20 protein-coding genes, 1 tRNA gene and 1 pseudogene are annotated in these 17,458 nt (G+C 70.1%); 14 read left to right on the forward strand and 8 right to left on the reverse strand.

The window, feature by feature from the left end; translation table 11 throughout:
• The first annotated feature begins 346 nt into the window (after nt 1-346).
• Nucleotides 347-1,276: a Yip1 family protein gene (locus ACFYQ6_RS18625; RefSeq protein ID WP_361578867.1), complete on the forward strand. Its 930-nt coding sequence runs from the start codon at nt 347-349 to the stop codon at nt 1,274-1,276.
• A gap of 89 nt (nt 1,277-1,365) precedes the next feature.
• Here the strand turns inward: ACFYQ6_RS18625 and ACFYQ6_RS18630 are convergent, their stop codons facing one another.
• A complete protein-coding gene (locus ACFYQ6_RS18630) occupies nt 1,366-1,866 on the reverse strand; it encodes a phosphoribosyltransferase (protein WP_361578870.1) in 501 nt (166 codons plus the stop codon).
• A gap of 6 nt (nt 1,867-1,872) precedes the next feature.
• A complete protein-coding gene (gene dcd, locus ACFYQ6_RS18635) occupies nt 1,873-2,448 on the reverse strand; it encodes a dCTP deaminase (protein ID WP_104787147.1) in 576 nt (191 codons plus the stop codon).
• Between the two features lie 490 nt (nt 2,449-2,938).
• Between dcd and ACFYQ6_RS18640 the strand changes: the two genes are divergently transcribed.
• The 6 genes and pseudogenes from ACFYQ6_RS18640 to ACFYQ6_RS18665 all read left to right on the forward strand — a co-directional run bounded on the left by ACFYQ6_RS18640 (nt 2,939) and on the right by ACFYQ6_RS18665 (nt 6,601).
• Nucleotides 2,939-3,012: transfer RNA gene (locus ACFYQ6_RS18640), tRNA-Gly, on the forward strand.
• A 329-nt stretch (nt 3,013-3,341) separates the two neighbouring features.
• Nucleotides 3,342-4,088: a hypothetical protein gene (locus ACFYQ6_RS18645; RefSeq protein WP_388763832.1), complete on the forward strand. Its 747-nt coding sequence runs from the start codon at nt 3,342-3,344 to the stop codon at nt 4,086-4,088.
• Between the two features lie 127 nt (nt 4,089-4,215).
• A complete protein-coding gene (locus ACFYQ6_RS18650; protein WP_329043579.1) occupies nt 4,216-4,464 on the forward strand; it encodes a type II toxin-antitoxin system CcdA family antitoxin in 249 nt (82 codons plus the stop codon).
• Nucleotides 4,461-4,862: a DNA-binding protein gene (locus ACFYQ6_RS18655; protein WP_124277768.1), complete on the forward strand. Its 402-nt coding sequence runs from the start codon at nt 4,461-4,463 to the stop codon at nt 4,860-4,862. Before ACFYQ6_RS18650 ends, ACFYQ6_RS18655 begins: the two co-directional genes overlap by 4 nt.
• Before the next feature lie 259 nt (nt 4,863-5,121).
• Nucleotides 5,122-5,289: pseudogene (locus ACFYQ6_RS18660) on the forward strand (transcriptional regulator); the annotation flags it as partial.
• Between the two features lie 562 nt (nt 5,290-5,851).
• Entirely contained in the window at nt 5,852-6,601 is a 750-nt protein-coding gene (locus ACFYQ6_RS18665; RefSeq protein ID WP_329230476.1) for an SDR family oxidoreductase, read from the forward strand.
• A 106-nt stretch (nt 6,602-6,707) separates the two neighbouring features.
• Here ACFYQ6_RS18665 and ACFYQ6_RS18670 read toward each other — a convergent pair whose 3' ends face one another.
• The gene (locus ACFYQ6_RS18670) at nt 6,708-7,145 is read right to left on the reverse strand and encodes a hypothetical protein (protein WP_388763835.1); all 438 of its coding nucleotides are present in this window, start codon (nt 7,143-7,145) and stop codon (nt 6,708-6,710) included.
• 177 nt (nt 7,146-7,322) lie between these two features.
• On the opposite strand from ACFYQ6_RS18670, the gene ACFYQ6_RS18675 reads away from it, so the two are divergent.
• Nucleotides 7,323-7,634 carry an NIPSNAP family protein gene (locus ACFYQ6_RS18675; RefSeq protein ID WP_388763837.1) on the forward strand — a complete coding sequence of 104 codons (312 nt, stop codon included), beginning with the start codon at nt 7,323-7,325 and terminating at the stop codon, nt 7,632-7,634.
• 68 nt (nt 7,635-7,702) lie between these two features.
• Here the strand turns inward: ACFYQ6_RS18675 and ACFYQ6_RS18680 are convergent, their stop codons facing one another.
• The 3 genes from ACFYQ6_RS18680 to ACFYQ6_RS18690 form a co-directional block, all read right to left on the reverse strand.
• Entirely contained in the window at nt 7,703-8,335 is a 633-nt protein-coding gene (locus ACFYQ6_RS18680) for an SMI1/KNR4 family protein (RefSeq protein WP_388763839.1), read from the reverse strand.
• A 79-nt stretch (nt 8,336-8,414) separates the two neighbouring features.
• The gene (locus ACFYQ6_RS18685; RefSeq protein ID WP_388763841.1) at nt 8,415-9,362 is read right to left on the reverse strand and encodes a DMT family transporter; all 948 of its coding nucleotides are present in this window, start codon (nt 9,360-9,362) and stop codon (nt 8,415-8,417) included.
• The gene (locus ACFYQ6_RS18690; protein WP_388763843.1) at nt 9,359-10,177 is read right to left on the reverse strand and encodes an SDR family NAD(P)-dependent oxidoreductase; all 819 of its coding nucleotides are present in this window, start codon (nt 10,175-10,177) and stop codon (nt 9,359-9,361) included. Before ACFYQ6_RS18690 ends, ACFYQ6_RS18685 begins: the two co-directional genes overlap by 4 nt.
• A gap of 142 nt (nt 10,178-10,319) precedes the next feature.
• Here ACFYQ6_RS18690 and ACFYQ6_RS18695 point away from each other — a divergent pair, with 142 nt between their 5' ends.
• From ACFYQ6_RS18695 to ACFYQ6_RS18705, 3 genes are all read left to right on the forward strand, one after another.
• Complete coding sequence (locus tag ACFYQ6_RS18695) at nt 10,320-10,901, forward strand: TetR/AcrR family transcriptional regulator (protein WP_388763845.1); 582 nt, start codon at nt 10,320-10,322, stop codon at nt 10,899-10,901.
• A 413-nt stretch (nt 10,902-11,314) separates the two neighbouring features.
• The gene (locus ACFYQ6_RS18700) at nt 11,315-11,893 is read left to right on the forward strand and encodes a fasciclin domain-containing protein (RefSeq protein ID WP_388763847.1); all 579 of its coding nucleotides are present in this window, start codon (nt 11,315-11,317) and stop codon (nt 11,891-11,893) included.
• A 51-nt stretch (nt 11,894-11,944) separates the two neighbouring features.
• Nucleotides 11,945-12,400, forward strand: coding sequence for a hypothetical protein (locus ACFYQ6_RS18705; protein ID WP_388763849.1), 456 nt, complete (start codon nt 11,945-11,947; stop codon nt 12,398-12,400).
• Here ACFYQ6_RS18705 and ACFYQ6_RS18710 read toward each other — a convergent pair.
• Together ACFYQ6_RS18710 and ACFYQ6_RS18715 are read right to left on the reverse strand one after the other, a co-directional pair.
• Entirely contained in the window at nt 12,373-13,152 is a 780-nt protein-coding gene (locus ACFYQ6_RS18710; protein WP_388763851.1) for a polysaccharide deacetylase family protein, read from the reverse strand. The two genes, ACFYQ6_RS18705 and ACFYQ6_RS18710, sit on opposite strands and share 28 nt — an antisense overlap.
• Nucleotides 13,153-13,346: 194 nt before the next feature.
• Nucleotides 13,347-14,558 carry a macrolide family glycosyltransferase gene (locus ACFYQ6_RS18715; RefSeq protein ID WP_361578908.1) on the reverse strand — a complete coding sequence of 404 codons (1,212 nt, stop codon included), beginning with the start codon at nt 14,556-14,558 and terminating at the stop codon, nt 13,347-13,349.
• A gap of 334 nt (nt 14,559-14,892) precedes the next feature.
• Between ACFYQ6_RS18715 and ACFYQ6_RS18720 the strand changes: the two genes are divergently transcribed.
• The 3 genes from ACFYQ6_RS18720 (at nt 14,893) to ACFYQ6_RS18730 (ending at nt 17,395) form a co-directional block, all read left to right on the forward strand.
• On the forward strand, nt 14,893-15,639 hold the full coding sequence (locus ACFYQ6_RS18720) for a DUF1838 family protein (RefSeq protein WP_388763853.1): 747 nt from the start codon (nt 14,893-14,895) through the stop codon (nt 15,637-15,639).
• Between the two features lie 152 nt (nt 15,640-15,791).
• Nucleotides 15,792-16,388: a hypothetical protein gene (locus tag ACFYQ6_RS18725; RefSeq protein WP_388764180.1), complete on the forward strand. Its 597-nt coding sequence runs from the start codon at nt 15,792-15,794 to the stop codon at nt 16,386-16,388.
• On the forward strand, nt 16,385-17,395 hold the full coding sequence (locus ACFYQ6_RS18730) for a nucleotidyl transferase AbiEii/AbiGii toxin family protein (protein WP_361578917.1): 1,011 nt from the start codon (nt 16,385-16,387) through the stop codon (nt 17,393-17,395). The genes ACFYQ6_RS18725 and ACFYQ6_RS18730 overlap by 4 nt, the downstream gene beginning before the upstream one ends.
• The last annotated feature ends 63 nt before the right edge of the window (nt 17,396-17,458 follow it).

The raw sequence follows: 17,458 nt of genomic DNA on the forward strand, positions 1-17,458 counted from the left end.
GCCCCCCCCCACCCCCCCCCCCCCCCCCCCCCCCGCCCCCGCCCCCCCCCCCCCCCCGCCCGCCCCGCCCGCCCCCCCCCCCCCCCCCCCGCCCACCCCCCCCCCCCCCCCCCCCCCCCCCCCCGCGCCGCGCCCCCCCCCCCCCCCCGGCCCCGCCCCCCCCCCCCCCCCCCCCCTTCCCGGGGTGCCCAGGGGCGCCCGGGGGCTCCAGGGGCACGTCAGCGGGCGGTCCGGGGTGGGGTGGGCCCCCCAGGGTCCCCTTAGGGGATGTCACAGGTAGGCCGCAAAGGGCCCCTGTTCCCCCGGCTCCCGCCCCGCACCCGTACGGACCAGGTACGTTCGATGTGTGGCTGGATTCAGGATCGGACGCGGCCGGGACAACCGCACACCGCAACAACACCCGCAGCAGCAACAGCCGTACGGCGCGCAGGCACCATCGCAGCAGCCGTACGGCGGGCAGTCGTGGCCTCCGGCAGGAGGCAACGGCGCACCGTACGGCGGCCCTCAGGGAGCCCCGTACAACGGCGGGCACGGCGGCACCGCACACGGGGGTGGCAACGGACACGGAGGCGGGCACGGCGAGCCGGAGTACTTCGGCGACCCGTACCACCAGCCCGCGCAGCACGACCCGTACGCCAACGCCCCCGGGCACACCCAGGCGTTCAGCATCGGCGAGGACCCGTACGGCGACGGCAGCACCTACCAGGGCGGCCAGGCCCCCGCGCAGCCGTCGGGGCCCAGGCTGCACTGGAAGCAGCTGCTGAGCGGCATCGTGATGCGGCCGGGACCGACGTTCTGGCAGATGCGCGACTACCCCGTCTGGGGCACCGCGATCACCGTCACGTTCGTCTACGGCCTGCTCGCGCTCTTCGGCTTCGACCAGGCCCGCGACGAGGCGATCCACGCCGAGGTCTCCACGGCCGCCCCGTACGTGATCTTCACGGGCCTGGGCTTCGTCCTCGGTGGACTGGTCCTCGGCGCGGTGACCCACACCCTGGCCCGCCAGCTCGGTGGCACCGGCTCCTGGCAGCCGACCGTCGGCCTGTCGATGCTGATCATGTCGATCACGGACGCGCCCCGCCTAATCTTCGCCCTCTTCCTGGGCGGCGAGAACTCCCTGGTCCAGATCCTGGGCTGGGTCACCTGGCTGGCCGCGGGAGCGCTGTTCACGTCCATGGTGAGCAAGTCCCACGACCTGCCGTGGCCGAAGGCGCTGGGCGCCTCGGCGATCCAGCTGATCGCACTGCTCTCGATCATCAAGCTGGGCACCATCTGACCGACCCGGTCCGGACGTGGGAGGACCCCGGTGGCATGACGCCACCGGGGTCCTCCCGTATCCGCGCCATGTCCCGGCGCGGGCTGCTGCTACGAGTCGAGAACCTGTCCCTCACGGCGCACGACCGGCTTCTCCACGCTCCACGGGAAGTTGATCCACCGGTCGGTCTTCTTCCACACGTACTCGCACTTCACGAGCGAGTGCGGCTTCTCGTAGATGACCGCGCTGCGCACCTCGGCCACATGATCGATGCAGAAGTCCCGGACCAGCTTCAGCGTCTTGCCGGTGTCGGCGACGTCGTCGGCGATCAGGACTTTCTTTCGGGTGAAGTCGATGGCGTTCGGGACGGGCGCCAGCATGACGGGCATCTCCAGGGTGGTGTTCACCCCGGTGTAGAACTCCACGTTCACCAGGTGGATGTTCTTGCAGTCCAGGGCGTACGCCAGACCACCGGCGACGAAGACCCCGCCCCGCGCGATGCTCAGCACGACGTCCGGCTCGTAGCCGTCGTCGGCGACCGACTGGGCCAGCTCACGCACGGCACGCCCGAAGGCCTCGTAGTCGAGATTCTCCCGCTCTTCAGCAGCCACGCAGCATCACACCTGAGTCCGATGGAAATTCATGAACGAACGCGAGGCGGTCGGCCCTCGCTGCCCCTGGTAACGCGATCCGTAGCGCTCGGATCCGTACGGGAATTCCGAGGACGAGGTCAGCCGGAACATACACAGCTGCCCGATCTTCATTCCCGGCCAGAGCTTTATCGGCAGCGTCGCCAGATTCGACAGCTCCAGGGTCACGTGCCCCGAGAATCCGGGGTCGATGAAGCCGGCCGTCGAGTGCGTCACCAGCCCGAGCCGCCCCAGCGAGCTCTTCCCCTCCAGCCGCGACGCCAGGTCGTCGGGCAGCGAGATGACCTCGTACGTCGACGCCAGGACGAACTCCCCGGGGTGGAGGATGAACGCCTCGTCGCCTTCCGGCTCGACCTGACGCGTCAGGTCCACCTGCTCGACGGCGGGGTCGATATGCGGATAGCGGTGGTTCTCGAACACCCGGAAGTAGCGGTCGAGCCGCACATCGATGCTCGAGGGCTGCACCATCGAAGCGTCGAACGGGTCAATGCGAACCCGCCCGGCATCGATCTCGGCCCGGAGGTCCTTATCTGAGAGAAGCACGCACCGAGGATACGCAGAACGCGCGAGCCGACCCCAACCGGACCGTCCCGCGCGTCCCCGCCTCAGATCTCCGACGCCCCGCTAACGCTCCTCGAACACCACGGGAACCGCCTGCCGCAACCGCGCACAGCGCGGACAGCGGATGAGCCGCCCGGGACCGATCCGCTCGGACCCGAGCTGCTGCATCGGGAACGACGAGGTAGCGAAAACGTGCCCTTCGGCACAGCGGACGACGGTGCGCTCCATCGACTCCATCAAGTCCCTTCCCCAACAAGCCTTGGACGAGACCGCCACATTAGGGGATGAACAGGACGCCACTCCAGGCGGCACTCCGACCACCCACGCTACGCCCCCAACTCACCGCCCCCGCACCCGCGTCCACCTCACGACCCGCGCCCCGGCACGACACACAGACCCCACGGCGACGACGCCGGGGGCCTGCGATGGGGTACAGTGTGGGCGATGCACTGCCGGATGATCGGCGCGCTTCGCGGGTGTAGTTTAATGGTAGAACATGAGCTTCCCAAGCTCAGAGCGCGAGTTCGATTCTCGTCACCCGCTCCACGAAAAGCCCCAGGCCAGCGGCCGGGGGCTTCTTTGTTGTCTGGACCAGTTCAGGTATCTCGTGCCATGTCCGTGCCAGATGCCTGGTCATCCGCCTCTTCACGCCGGGCTCGCACGAGCTGGTCGAGGCCGGCCACAACCTCGCGCTGCCGCTCCAGGCGAGAAAGGCCAACAGAACGACGGCCCGCATGCCCGCTTCCGACGTGGTGGCCCCTTCAGCACGCCTGCCCGTGGTCAGCTCCGCGGCCCGCCTGGCACAGACGGCGACGTCCGTCCGCACCGCCGTAGACCATGAGAATTGCATCCGCCGTCTGGTCTAGGTTTTGCCTGTGAACCACAGCTGTTCCAACGGCGGCGCACCCCGCGAGCCCGACTTGCCGCCTTACCAGATAGTCCTGTCGGAAACTGATTGGGATTCGCTCGAGACGCCTTTCGGGAACGGTGAGAACCTCCCCGAGGTCCTCACACGGCTGCTGACACCCGACCCCAGGGCCCAGGTCAACGCTCTGTCAGAGCTAGGTGAGATGGTCGGCCACCAGAACACCATCTACGAAGCCACCGCTCCCGTCGCCATGTATGTCGCCGGCATCCTCACCCACCCGGCGGCTACGACCCCCCGGCCCTATCGCAAGGCCCCCATCCGCGCGGCACTGTTGAACTGGTTGGTTTCCACGGCTTACGACGCCTCCGACGAGGTTGCGAGCCGCACGGAGCAGTACTTCCCTGGCTTCCTGGCCCCCGGCACCGTCGTGGCGTCCTTCCGGGACCTGCGCCCGATGCTCTACCAGGCGGTCTCGCCCTTCCTCCGAGACAGCCATGAGGACGTGCGCGAAGCCGCCGTTGTCGCCGCGCTCATCCTCGCCGAGCACCCCGCGCTCGCCGAACACCGCGATCACCTCGCCGTGCACGCGCGCGCCATCCTGGACACCAGCGGCGACGACCCCAACCGGCGTGTTGCCCGGAGGGCGCTCGAAGCGTGGGGCCACGACGCCCCCGACTCCGAGCCTTTCCTGGAGGAGTCCTGGGACTGGGGGCCGCACGGTGATGGCCGCAGCCATCTCGAACCGCCCTTCTGACCGATACGCGCATGGTCGGCGGGCTCGTACTCCCGGCGCCGGAAACCGCACTCTCCGGTCGCGAAACCTTGACCAGAAGGATCGGTGCCGCAAAAAGCCTGCACGCATACTCCAGTATGCTTACCGCATGTCCTCAACGACTCGCATCACCGTCACGCTCCCCAGCGACCAGGTGGCGGAGCTTCGCAAGCTCACGGACAACGTCTCCGGCTATGTAGCGGAAGCCGTGGCCCGCCAGATCCGGCACCAACTGTTGGGCGACGACCTTCGCCGGCACGAGGAGGAGCATGGAGGCTTCAGCGACGAGGAGCTCGCCGAGGCCCACTCGAAGATCTTCGGCGCCACCAACTCCTCCAAGGGCGCGGACGCAGCGTGAGCGAGCGCATCGAAACCGTCGTCCTGGACTCGGAAGGACTCTCCGCCTGGATCGCGCAGGACCGCAAGCTCCTCGCGATGCTTCAGGTCTTCCACGACATGGGAGCCGACCTGGTGATCGGGGCGAACACCATCGTGGAAGTAACCCACCCCCGTACCAACATGCCCCGCCTGAACTGGGCCCTGTCCCGCATCAAGGTGGAGCCGGTCACCGAGCAGGCGGCGAAAGCGGCAGCGGAGCTGCTCAAAGGTGCCGGACTGCACGGGCACAAGTACGCCATCGACGCCACGGTCGCCGAGGTCGCGCTCCGCCAGCCGAAGCCCGTCGCCCTGCTGACGTCCGACAGCGATGACATGACCAAGCTCTGCGGCAACCAAGTCCGCATCATCCCCCTGTGACCAGTCCGCACGCCCGGAGCACGCGTCGCACTGCCAGCTCTCGTGCCCCATCCGTGCCCAGCAGAGCGGACAACAGCGGTCAGATACGGCTCCCAGAGACCGGGAGCCATCCACCTACCCAATCCAAAATCGCAGGTCAGAGCCCTCCAACAGCGTAAGAACCGTTGATTCCCAAGCTCAGAGCGCGAGTTCGATTCTCGTCACCCGCTCCACGAAAAGCCCCAGGCCAGCGGCCGGGGGCTTCTTTGTATGCGGCACCTTGCCGCTGCCCGCCCGGCGCCTGCCCACAGCGCTCTCCGAGCTTGCCGGCCTCGAGCACGGCACAGTGAGCTTGCCGCTTCACCTGGCGTGGTCGGGACTGACTACGTTCGATCTCGATCAGCCCCGGCTGCGGATGAGCTACTACCGCATCGTGCTGACCGAGGGCCAGTGGATAGGAGGTGCGGTCGAAGGCGAGGCGGCTGGTGGATCGGGGCCGGGCACCGGCAGCAACGGCCGGATCCAGTGATACGCGGCATCCGCCAGATCCGAGTCGTAGGGCCGGGCCCGGTCGGGCCGGTCAGCCGCGATCCCGAACCGGGGAGCGAGCCAGTCGCACGACACGTCGGACGAGTTGAGGGCCACGGGCACCGGCACCGGCACGTGCAACAAGGACAACAGGGCCTCCTGTCGCACCCGAGCCTCAGCACCTCCGAACTGCACCAGGGGCCCTGTCCTCATGCACAACGACCGCGGAACCACCCGGCCTATCAGCCACTTTCGATCCCACCGCACTCAAGATCGATACGGCAACCGCCTCTTACGGTCCGTTCCGGATCGGTGACCTGAGGCGAAGGGGCGGATGTCGGGCACGTTGGACCGGTTCGCGGCTCCGCCATCCGGGTGAGGAGCCTGCGGCACCTGCCCGTTGACTCCGACGATCGGCGGTCGTACCGTGCGGCGGGCAGAGATGTGACCGTCGTTCATAACCGAGGACGTGGGGTGGGGTCGTGGGGCAGCGCAGGGTCGTGGTGTCGGGTGGCGGTACGGGGATCGGGCGGGCGGTGGCCGAGGTCTTTGCGGCGGACGGCGACCACGTCGTCCTCATCGGGCGGCGCGAGGGGCCCCTGGAGAAGGCCGCCGGAGAGCTCGACGCCGCGCATGGTGCGGGAACGGCCTCCTGGGTCGCCGCCGATCTGAGCGATCCCGGCCAGGTCCGCAGAGCCGTGGAATTCTGCAGCGCGGGCGGCGCACAGGTCGACGTGGTCGTCGCCAACGCCGGCGGCAACGTCGCACCGGCCCACGACGGCACCCTCGAAGGCGTCGCGGACAGCTTCCGCCGCAACTTCGAGGCCAACGTCCTCACTGCCGTGCTGCTCACCGAAGGGCTGCTGCCGCACCTCACCCGGCCCGGCGGCCGAATCATCCAGATGTCGTCTATCGCCGCGCTGCGCGGCCCCGGTTCGTACGGCGGCTCCAAGGCCACCGTCAACACCTACACCGTCGATCTGGCGCAGAAGCTCGGCCCGCAGGGCATCACCGTCAACGCGGTCGCCCCAGGCTTCGTCGCCGACACCGAGTTCTTCGGCGACCGGGCCACGCCCGAGTTCGTCGCCGCCCGGACCGAGCAGTCGCTGACGGGCCAGGCGGGCCGACCCTCGGACATCGCCGCCGCGGTGCACTATGTGGCGTCACCTGAAGCGGCGTACATGACGGCGCAGATCGTGCATGTGAACGGAGGTGCGGCGCTGGGGCGATGACGGTCCGTTACCGGATCGCTGCCGCCACGCGCGCGACCAGCCCGACTCCGCACTCGCTGCGCCGGCATGGGGATCTCGCGGCCATGGGCCCCGCCGGCCTTCGCGATCAGCGCCCGTAGATGTGGCCGCGTACCAGCGGGTCGTGTTCCAAGATGAAGTCGGACACCTTCCAGAACTCCGACAACCTCGGGTGCTGGAGAGCAGCCTCACGATCGAGCTTGGTGCCGAACAGTGGACCGTCGGGTTGCGCAAGCCCGGCAGTCACCAAGCTCGAAGCCGGGGTGTCCTGCCCAGCCACTGGACCGACGCGGCATGCGAACGACACGTGATCGCTCCACTGATCAGATCCAACGCCCCAGGTTCCGAAGATCACGTCTATCCACGCATCGTGGTCCTTGTCCCTGTGGTGGTAGCAGTTCGCGAAGTAGACGGCGTACGCGGCATCGTCAGCGTGGATGAAGTTCCACGCCCGTTCGATCGGAGCTTGGCAGCAGTCGCACTGGAACTCACGAGTCTGCCGGTCCGGGCCAAAGGTCAGTGACATGCCGGCCATCATGCGGCACGATCGATCACCCCCGACCAGCAGCCCCGTTTCCGTGCCCACCCGCCCCCGACCGGACAGGGAACCGCGGGGACAGCGGTCGCCGAGGCGTCGGACAGCGGAACGTCGCCACGGCCCCGTGCGTAGGGGCGCCCGCGCGTGACACGGCATCATGCAGGCATGATCACTGTTCACCTGAAGTACGAGATCGACGCTGACAAGGTCGAGGATTTCGAGGAGTACGGTCGCCGCTGGGTCCGGCTCGTCAACCGGTTCGGCGGAACGCACCACGGCTACTTCCTGCCGAGTGAGGGCGACAGCGACATTGCCTACGCCTTGTTCTCCTTCCCCAGTCTGGCCGCGTACGAGCAGTACCGCTCGGACAGCATGTCCGACCCGGAGTGCCAGCAAGCGTTCGACCTGGCTCGGCAGACCCGCTGCATCAAGCGCTACGAGCGCCGGTTCCTGAGGCCGCTCGACGGGGTGTCCTAGGTGGGCTTCGCGGCCATGCCCTGAGCCTCCATGAACAGGGCCCATCCGTGCGCAGCGGACAGTAGCGGTCATGCCGTCCGTTCACTCAGCGGTGCGAAGTCCCATCTCAGGCACCGCTGCTCATTCACTGCGGGTACGTAGTCGCCCAAGGGCTGGTCGGTCTCGAGGGACGTGGCGAGCGTGTCCATGAGCACCGGCAGGGAAGCCCACATCGCATGTGGTCTGCGCATGACGCCTTCGGTGGCCTCGGTTTCGTGCACGCGTCCCCGGTCGATCTCGGGTCGGTGGTCCAGGACGAGGTGACCGCCCCCTTGGTCCCGGGCGATGGGGATCAGCTGCGGATGGCCGTACAGGACGCTGCTGACCCCGATTTCCATGAAGTCGTCGTCCACCTCGTCGCCCTTGTCCTCTGCCGTGGCCTTGTCGTGGAAGCCGGTGCAAAGGGTCCACTCGGCCGCTGTCTGACGGGCACTCATCAGCCTGTAGGACCCCGGCAGCAGCGAGTGTCGTTGGTCGAGGAGGCCGTCGTGTCGCAGTAGCGATGTCACCAAGGGCTTGAGAAGCGGTCTGCCGATGACACGTTCGGTCGCGGCGATGACCGCCGGGTCCGCGGGTGGTGCAAGCGCGGCGTAGGTCGCCGACGCGTGCTCTGCCAGCCAGTTCTCGATGCGGGTCCACGACTCACTGATCGAAGCGGTCATGGCTGGGCATCCTGCCACCTGGCGCTGACAGCCCCCGGGCGCAGCCGGTCGGTGGCCACCCCGTCGTGATGCTCCTGCGCTACGAACGTTCGAACAGCTGCGGTGCTCGCTGTCCGGCGTCGGTGCGGTCCGCTGGGCGGTCGGCCCGCTCCGCGCCGCCGGTCCGCGCGGGCTGCCGCATACCGATCAGGACGCCCGTGCCGACGAGCAGTGCGCCGGCGACATCCGCGACGCCTGGCTCGCCGAGTCCGAGTACGACCGTGGTGATCAGCGCGCCCACCGGGACCAGACCGGCGAAGAGCCCGGCCCGCGCGGCGCCCAGGCGGCGCAGCGCGTCGTACCAGAGGAAGAAGGCGGTGGCCGTGACGAGTACGCCGAGGTACCCGAAGGCGGCCGCTTCTGTGGGGGTGGGCAGGCGGAGGGAGCCCGTACCCTCCAGGGCGATGCTCGCGGCCAGCAGCATGGGCACGGCCAGCGCCGCGGGATAGGCGGCGACTCGCAGGGGGCCGAGCTTGGGCAGCAGCGGAAGAGCGAGCAGCGAGAAGGCGACCTCTCCTGCGAGGGCTCCCAGCGACAGCAGCACACCGCGCAGGCTGCCGCCGCCGAAGCCTGCGGCGACGGCGGCGCCCAGCGTGACGACCGCCGCGGCGGCGACGGTGCGCGCCGCCGGACGGCGGCCTTCCGTCAACGGCCCGACGAGTGCGAGGACGATGGGGATCGCTCCGACCACCGTGCCGATCGTGGCGGGGCTCGCGTGCCGGGTGGCTTCGACCAGGAAGATGTTGAAGCCCGCCAACCCGGTGGCGGCCAGCGCCAGAAGCAGCAGGAAGTCACGGAAGGTCAGGCCGGCGCGCGGCAGACGGCGGTGGCGTACCACGGCCAGGAGGATCGCCGCGGCGAGCGCGTAGCGCAGGGCCTGTCCGCTGAGAACGGGGTGGTCGGCGATCGTCGCGGAGACGGCCGTCGAGGTCCCGACGAGCAGCATCGCGGCGGCCGCGCCCGCGGCCGGAACGGTGGAGGAACTCACGCCGCGTACTCCTTCGGCTGTGGGGCGGTGCCCTCAGGGCCGAGGACCTTACGGGTGACACGCTCGGCGAGGGCGGCGACCAGGGTGCGCGGGCGGCGCGGCAGCAGATGCGCGGACAGGGCGTTGCCGAGGCCGGGCGTGACGTAGCCGCGGTCGCGGTCGAGTGCACGCAGTGCGGCCCGTACGACCGGCTCCGGTGTGGTCATCGAGCCGTTGACCGCCGCTTTGCGGGTGCCGATGGCGTCGAAGAAGGGGGTGTCGACCGGCCCGGGGCACAGAGTCAGTACGCGAATGCCCCGCCCGCGGTACTCCTGGCGCAGGGCGAGCCCGAAGTTGAGCACGAAGCCCTTGGCCGCGCTGTACACGGCGAAGTACGGGGACGGCTGGAAACCCGCGGTGGAAGCGACGTTCACCACGGCGCCCTTGCCGCGCTCCAGCATGCCGGGGAGCAGTTCGTGCGTGAGGTCGACGAGCGCGACGACGTTCACCATCAGCTGGTCGTGGTCGCGGTCCGCGGCGATGTCCTCGAAGCGACCGCACGTGCCGAAGCCGGCGTTGTTGACCAGCAGGTCGACGCTCAGGCCGCGCGAGGCGAGACGTCCCGCGATCTGCCGGGCCGCATCGGGCTCGGCGAGGTCCTGGACCAGGACGTGGGTCCGGATGCCGTGCTCCGCGGTGAGGCGCTCGGCGAGGGCGGTGAGCCTGCCCTCGGAACGCGCCACCAGGATCAGATCGTGTCCACGGGCCGCGAGCTGGGCGGCGAACTCCGCCCCGAGGCCGGATGAGGCACCGGTGATGAGCGCTGCACTGTGCACGGGAAATCTCCTCCACTCAGCGGGTAACTGAGACTGAAGCGTACTCACTTTCCACCAAACTGCAACAGCGTTGATGCAGTTAACTCAAATATAGCTCGGAGGTGTATCTTTTCGAAGGCCAAGCAGAAGAGCGGGAGGCGCCATGAGTGAGTCAGCGGCACGGCCGTTGCGGGCGGACGCGGAGCGCAGTGTCCGCGCGATCCTGGAGGCAGCCGAGCGCGTGCTCTCCAAGGACCCCGGCGCGTCGATGGAGCAGATCGCGGCTGCGGCGGGGGTGGCCAGGACGACGATCCATCGCCGGTTCGCCCATCGGCAGGCGCTGATCGAGGCGCTGGCCTCCTCCGCCGCCCGCCAGCTCGTCCAGGCCGTCGAGGACGGCCGGCCGGACACCGCCCCTCCGCTGGTGGCACTGCACCGGATCACGGCCAACGTGCTCGAGGTCAAAGGCGCCTGGACCTTCGCCCTGGAACTCCCGGCCGACCCCGGCAGCGAAGCGGCGGCCCTCCACGAGGACCTCGGCCGGCACTGCATCACCGTGCTGGAACGGGCCCGGGCGGACAAGCTCATCGACGAGGCGGCCGACCTGCACTGGGTACGGCGCGTCTACTACGCGCTCCTCGGAGAATCCCTGCACGGGAGCCCGGACGACACCGGCATCGACACCGACACCCTCGCCGCCCGCATCATCGACACCCTGCTGCACGGTGCCGGCCCACGCACCTGAGCTCGCCGTGGACCCGGGGGCGATCACGCGGAATCCGGATCATTCCGATGCCCGGTGGGGTCCGCTCCGGCAGGCCCCGGACAGCGGACGGGTCGTCCACAGCCGGTTCGCCGAACAGTTCTTCGTCCCGGCTTCGGTGGCCGAGCTGGTCGGCGCCTCCGGACAGGGGACGCCGGTCGGCATTTCTGCGTCGACAGCGCAGGTCTTGGGGTGCCCGGGGCGGACGCACCCCGCCCCCATCCGCAACCCGAACGGCTCCACCAGCGGGAACGAGGCATCTGTGTGACGCTGGATGACGGGCGTACGGGATACGTAGGGCGTGCGCCGTGGTGGCTGCGACACCGGCCGGGCGAGCGTTCGCGGGCCGGGTGCCGGACCAGTCCAGGCAGAGACCTCCCCGGAGGAGATGACTCATGAACAGCACTCGAATCCGCCGATCCGTCCTCGCCACGTCAGCGGCAGTGGTCCTGCCCGTGGCGCTGGGAATCGCCGCCCCGGCCGCATCGGCCGACAGCAGCTCGGAGCCGTTCGGCCCAGGCTGTTCGTCCGTGCCGAAGGAAGGTACGGGCGGCCTCGACGACATGGCCGACGACCCGGTGGCCACCGCGGCCTCCAACAACGCCGAGCTGTCCACGCTCGCCAGCGCGATCAAAGCCGCCGGTCTGGTCGACACGCTGAACGACTCCAAGGACATCACGGTGTTCGCACCGACGAACGCAGCGTTCGAGAAGATCCCGAAGGCGGACCTGGACGCCCTGCTGGCCGACCAGGACCAGCTGACCAAGGTCCTCACCTACCACGTGGTGGGCGAGACGATCACGCAGAAGGAGCTCGCGGACGGAAACTTCAAGACCCTGGAGGGCAGCAACCTCACCACCTCGGGGTCGGGAGACTCCTTCACCGTGAACGACTCGGCGAAGATCGTCTGCGGCGGCATCCCGACCGGGAACGCGACGGTGGAGCTCATCGACACCGTGCTGATGCCCGAGTAGCAGGCGAAGGGCAGCGCGACGTGCTGCCCGCTCGCGGCGCGCGGGATGGTCGTGGCACAGCGTGCCCGCAGGAAGCCGCGGACCTGCTGGACATCCGCCGGGGAAGACCGCCGGCCCGGTGACCTCCAGGCCCAGGGCGGTGGTCCGGTTCTCGTACCGGACCACCGCCCTTCCGGCTGCCCGGCGTGGAGGCGCGCCGAGTCCGGCGCAGGGTCGTCCCCGGCCGCCCCCTGCCGTTCGCTTCCGCCCGGCACGCTCGGCCAACTCGCGGGGCACGAAACGTCATACGTCCCGCTGAGCTCCGACTGCCTGCCGGCCGACGGCCGGGTCGTGGCGGCCGAGGGCTCCTACGGCTCGCTCAACGCCCTGACCGTCGGTTTCGCTCTGGCAGCGGTGCTGTGCCTGCTCGCCGTGGGGTCTCTGGACGAGTACCGAGCGCGGGCCGGGACCGAGGCCGACCGGCAGCGGGGGCCGTTCGCTCACCGCGCGGGGAAGCCGAAGACGTAGCCCTGCTCCCTCAGCCAGGGCAGCACCTGGCGCAGGGCCTCCACGGTCTGGGAGCGTTCCCCGCCGGCGTCGTGGAAGAGGACGGTGGGCCCGTTGGCGATCTCGCTCTTGACGGTGGCGACCATGGCGTCCGCGCCCGGACGTTCGAAGTCCCGGGAGTCGACGTTCCAGCCCAGCGGACGCATCCCGTGGGAAGCGGCGAGCTGTCGGCTGTACGGGGTGAACGCGCCGCCCGGGGCCCGGTAGTACTGCGACCGCACGCCTCCGGACGCCTTGATGATCATGCGCTCGGCGTCCAGGATCTGCTGGGACTGGTACGCCTCGGACTTGGTGTCCATCGTGGTGTCGTGCGAGACCGTGTGGTTGCACAGCCTGTGCCCGTCCGCCACGACGGCCTTGACCAGGTCGGGGTACGCCTGCGCCTGGGTGCCCACCATGCAGAACGTGGCCTTCACACCGCTGTCCTTCAGCAGCCGCAGCACCTGCGGCGTCCAGTTCGGGTCCGGGCCGTCGTCGATGGTGATGTTGACGCCCTGGTCACCGCGGTCGGAGGCGTGCACGATCTCGGCCGACACCGCGGCCACCTTCTGGTCCTCGCCCCGGGTGTCCGGCGCCGAGACACCCGGCTGCGGCCGCCCCTCGCCGGGGTCGGCCTGCGCGGTCCACACCGAGGTGGCGGCGGCCAGGGTGGTCACCCCGAGTGCCGCCGCGAGAAGACGGCCGTTCCATCCCCTTCCCTTGTGCTTCGCCATGTCCGCCCGCCCCTTTTGCCGTCTCCGCCGATGCAGTGCACCCATGAGGACATGCGAACGCCCCGGCAGGCTCCGTCTGTTACCGACCACGGACGAATCCACAGGGGACCGGCGACAAACAGAGGAGTTCCGCGACAGCCGGGGACGACGCCGGCAGGACAGCTGCACGCGTACGCCCCCGGAGTGCGGGAGGCTCAGGTCAGCATGTTCTCGATGAGGTCGGCGGCGCGCGAGGTACCGCCCTCGGCCAGGGCTTCCGCGCGGAGCTGTGCCAAGCGCCGGGCGACCTCCGCGTCGGTGGTGAGTTCCTCCAGGGCCGCCCTGAGGGCCCCCGCCGTGGCGTCGGGGGTGTCGATACGACGAGCCACGCCCAGTTCCACGAGCCGGTCGGCGTTCATGAACTGCTCGGCGGCCTGCGGTACGGCGATCATGGGGACGCCTGCCAGCAGCCCTTCGCCGCAACCGCCCATGCCCGCATGGGTGACGAAGGCGTCCGCCTGGGCCAGGATCGCCCGCTGCGGGACCCACGGGTGCACCTCGACGCGGGGCGGGATGCTGCCGAGTTCGCGCGCGTCGGTGTACCGGCCGATCTGGAGGACGACGTGCCAGCCGGGCAGGTCGCCGTACGCCGCGAGGCACTGGCGGTAGAACTCCGGCTGCCTGGTGTACGCCGAGCCCAGCGAGATCAGCAGGACGTTCTCCGCGTCCGCCGGGCGGGTCCAGCCGCCGTCGCCCGCCGACGCGTCGAAGCAGGGTCCGACGAAGGTCACCTTGCCGGCGTCGACCTTGTCGGCGTACGGCTGCATCGCCCGGGAGATCAGCGCCAGGGCCCGCGCGGGAGGCCCGGAGAACGCGTCCACATCGGTGGTGGACGCCCCGCAGCCGGCAAGCCACCGCGCGAACCGTGCCCGGTAGGCGTCGGCTCCCGGCAGTTGCCGCAGCTGTGCCGCGACCTCCTGCTCGTAGCCGTCCCAGGCCACGAACGTCGGGGACAGCTGCACGACCGGCCGGTTCTGCGACTCGGCGAGGGCCCGCGCGGCGTAGGCGCCGATGTCGTACAGGTACAGGTCCGCCGGATCGTCGTCGTACGCGGCGCGCAACTGGGGAAGCGCCTGGACGGCGTCGTCGAGGAAGAGGCCCATCGCGGCGATCGGGTCGGCGGGCCAGTCGTTGTCGGCGACCGGCAGTCCCGATGTGCAGGGGACGAGTTCGGCGCCGGTGGGCGCGATGAGTTCGGACACCGCGGGGTCGTTGGCGTAGGTCACCCGATGCCCACGGGCGACCAGCTCGCGGATGATGTCGAGGCTGGGCAGGACGTGGCTGACGGCGGGGATGCCGGCCATCGCGATGTGGGCACGGCGGCGCGAGGTCGAAGACGTGGAAGGCGCGGAAGGCGCGGAAGGCATGGACGGCATGGAAACTCACTCTTCTCAGGGCTACGGCGAAAGGGACACGGCGAGCCGGCGCGCCGGGCCGGGCCTGTGAGGGCTCGGCCGCAGGCGGCGCACATGGACTCGCGGGGGCCGGGGCACGAGGGCCCCAGCCGCTGTCAGCCGTAGATCTGAGGGAGATGCATGCCGGCGACTATAACCGCCGCGCGTCCCCGGGGCCTTCGATTTTCGCCATCCTCCGTCCGCTGCCGGTGGAGCCCACCATGGCCGGCGGGCTCCACCGGCTCACGCCCACCGGCCCTGGCCTGATTCACCTCCCGCCGGGGCGAGGGGAGCGCAGAGTGGTTGCATGACGACGCCCGCAGAGCAGCTCCGATCCTTCGCCCGCACCCGGGCCTCGCTCGACGGCGAGGAGGTCACGTACTGGTGGTCCGGAGACGTGTACTCCTGGGCGCCGGACGAGCCCTACCGGCGCGTCTTCGGCTTCGAAGGGCTCAACGTCGCCCGGCTGGTCGAGGACGCCGAGGCGGGACCGGACGCCTACCGACTGCTCACCCGCGAGGCCGCCTTCTACCTGGACCCCGTGAGCCGCGAGATCCTGGAGACCTGGCAGGACCTGCCGGTGGTGCACGTCTGGAACGACCCGGCGAACCAGAAGTGGCGCCCCTTCCCGATCCCCCGGACCGATCTCGGCGGACAGGTCTGCTTCAGCCTGGAGATCCCCCTGGCGTACCCCTCGCCGCTGCCGGTGGCGGAGTACCCCGTCCACTCGGCAGGCGACACGTACAAGGCACTTGAGCTCTTCCAGTTCTTCGCCGACAAGGCCGATCTGGCCGGCCCGGCACCCGGAGTCCCTGCCACCATGTCGTGGTCCCGGATGTCCCCGTGGCTCCCTTGGATGGCCCGGGGCCAGGCACCCGGCGGCCTCACCTTCCACTGCCGGGGACGCAAGCTCGGCTCGTACGCCGAGGTCCCCGAGCGCACGCGTGCCTACATCGCCGCCCGTCACCCGGAGTTCGCCCGCGCGCCGGAGGAGTGGAGCGAGCCGAACGAGACCAGCTGGACCTACTTCCGCAATCTCAACCCGCCGAAGTAGCCCCGGAGCAGGCGTGGTCGACCCGCCCGCAGCGAGGTACACGTGCCGCCTCGCACGCGCCACCGCCGACGCGTGCGCGAGGCGGGACCCCGTATATCCGGATGCCGCGGGCTGACGGACTGCGGCAAGCTTCAGGGGTGTACGAGAGCCATATGACGGTGCTGTGCGACGGGGACGAGCTGCACAGACTGGAGCAGTGGGCGGAGCGCCGCAGTGGTGTGAAGTTCACGCACATCCAGCTGGCCCGGGGCCGGACGGCTTCCCAGCCGATGCTGACGCTGCGCGGAACGCGGGCCACCTACGCCGAGGAAATCTCGGCCGTGCGGCACGCCGTGCGGTCCCTCGCCGGGGACGGCTTCGACGTGGCGCGGGTCAAGGTCGAGTGCCCGCCGTGGGCGGAGGAGGTGCCGCAGGCGGACGCGGACATGGCAGCTCAGGACGGCGGGCGCCACTTCGAGCACCATGTGAAGCTGCTGCTCGGTCCGTCCCACGACCGGGAAGCCCTGGTCGCCGTGGCCGTACGGCACGGCGCCCACGTCTCCTGGAACGCGCGAAGGCGGCACGCGGACGGCCGGGAGGAACGGTTCGTCACGCAGCGCTGCCACGCGGTGGGAGCGAGCAGCGCGGAACGAGCCCTGCACGCCCTGCTCTCGGAGCTGAAGGCGTACGAGGTCCTTGCGGTGGAGCGCGAATACGTGCTGCTCGACAGTGGGCCGAATCTCGACGAAGGGTGGCTGGAGCCGGTATGAGCACGCACGAGGACAACGCATCGGACGAGCCCGGCAGGCAGGACGCGCAGGCGCCCTCGGGATCACGGCTCGCCTGGGTCCGCTCCGCTTCCGATGTGCCCCGGACCCTCCTGCGGGTGATGGACGCCGACGCGGTGCAGAAGGAGGTGTTCGATCCGGCGCTCAAGCAGTTCCCCTACGCCTTCCGCGCTTCCGACCCCGCCTTCCCGTCCCCCGTGGCGACGCGGGCGTGGCAGGCCGCGCGGGCCGAGGCGCTCGCCGCGGTACGGGACGGAGCGGCAGCCTCGCGGTGGGCACCCTCGCTGGTCCTCCGCGGCAGCATGCTGATGGCCCTGTGGTTCGGCGAGGAGGCCCGGGAACCCGGTGACCTGGACTTCGTGGTCGCTCCACCGTCGTGGCGGATGGAGGAGGAGCGGACCTCGGAGCTCCTGGCCGGCGTCGCCGCGGCGGCCGGGGAACGGGCCGCGGCGGGTTCGCACGGGGTGCGTATCGACGCCTCGGGCGCCGTGTGCGAGGACATCTGGACGTACGAGCGGGTGCCGGGCCGCCGGATGATGCTGCCGTGGGAGGCGCCTGGGACCCCGGGCGGCTGGGTACAGCTGGACTTCGTCTTCGGTGAGTCGCTTCCCGAACCGCCGGAGCGCATTCCGGCGCCGTCCGGGGGCCTGCTCCAAGGGGCCACCCCAGCACTGTCGTTGGCGTGGAAGGTGCTGTGGCTGGTCGTCGACGGCTGGTCGCAGGGCAAGGACCTCTACGACGCGGTCCTGCTGGCCGAGCGCCACCCACTGCCGAACGCCCTGCTCCAGGAGGTGTTCCGGCTGGGCGGTGAGTGGCCGGTACCCGGGCGGGACCGGGTGCTCGGTGCGGACGTGACCGATGCCCTCCAGTACGTCGAGTGGCGCCACTTCGCCGACGAGTACCCACAGTTCGCGGGGCGGGAGCAGGAGTTCGTCGCGCGGCTGGAGGCGGCACTCGCGCCGACGTTCGCGGACGACCCGGCGGAATGACCGGCGGACGTCCGAGCCGGGCCGTGAACCCGCGTCCGTGGGCCCGGCAGGCAGGCGTCCAGA

This window comes from Streptomyces sp. NPDC005494 (assembly GCF_042872025.1).
In the GTDB taxonomy this organism is placed as follows: domain Bacteria; phylum Actinomycetota; class Actinomycetes; order Streptomycetales; family Streptomycetaceae; genus Streptomyces.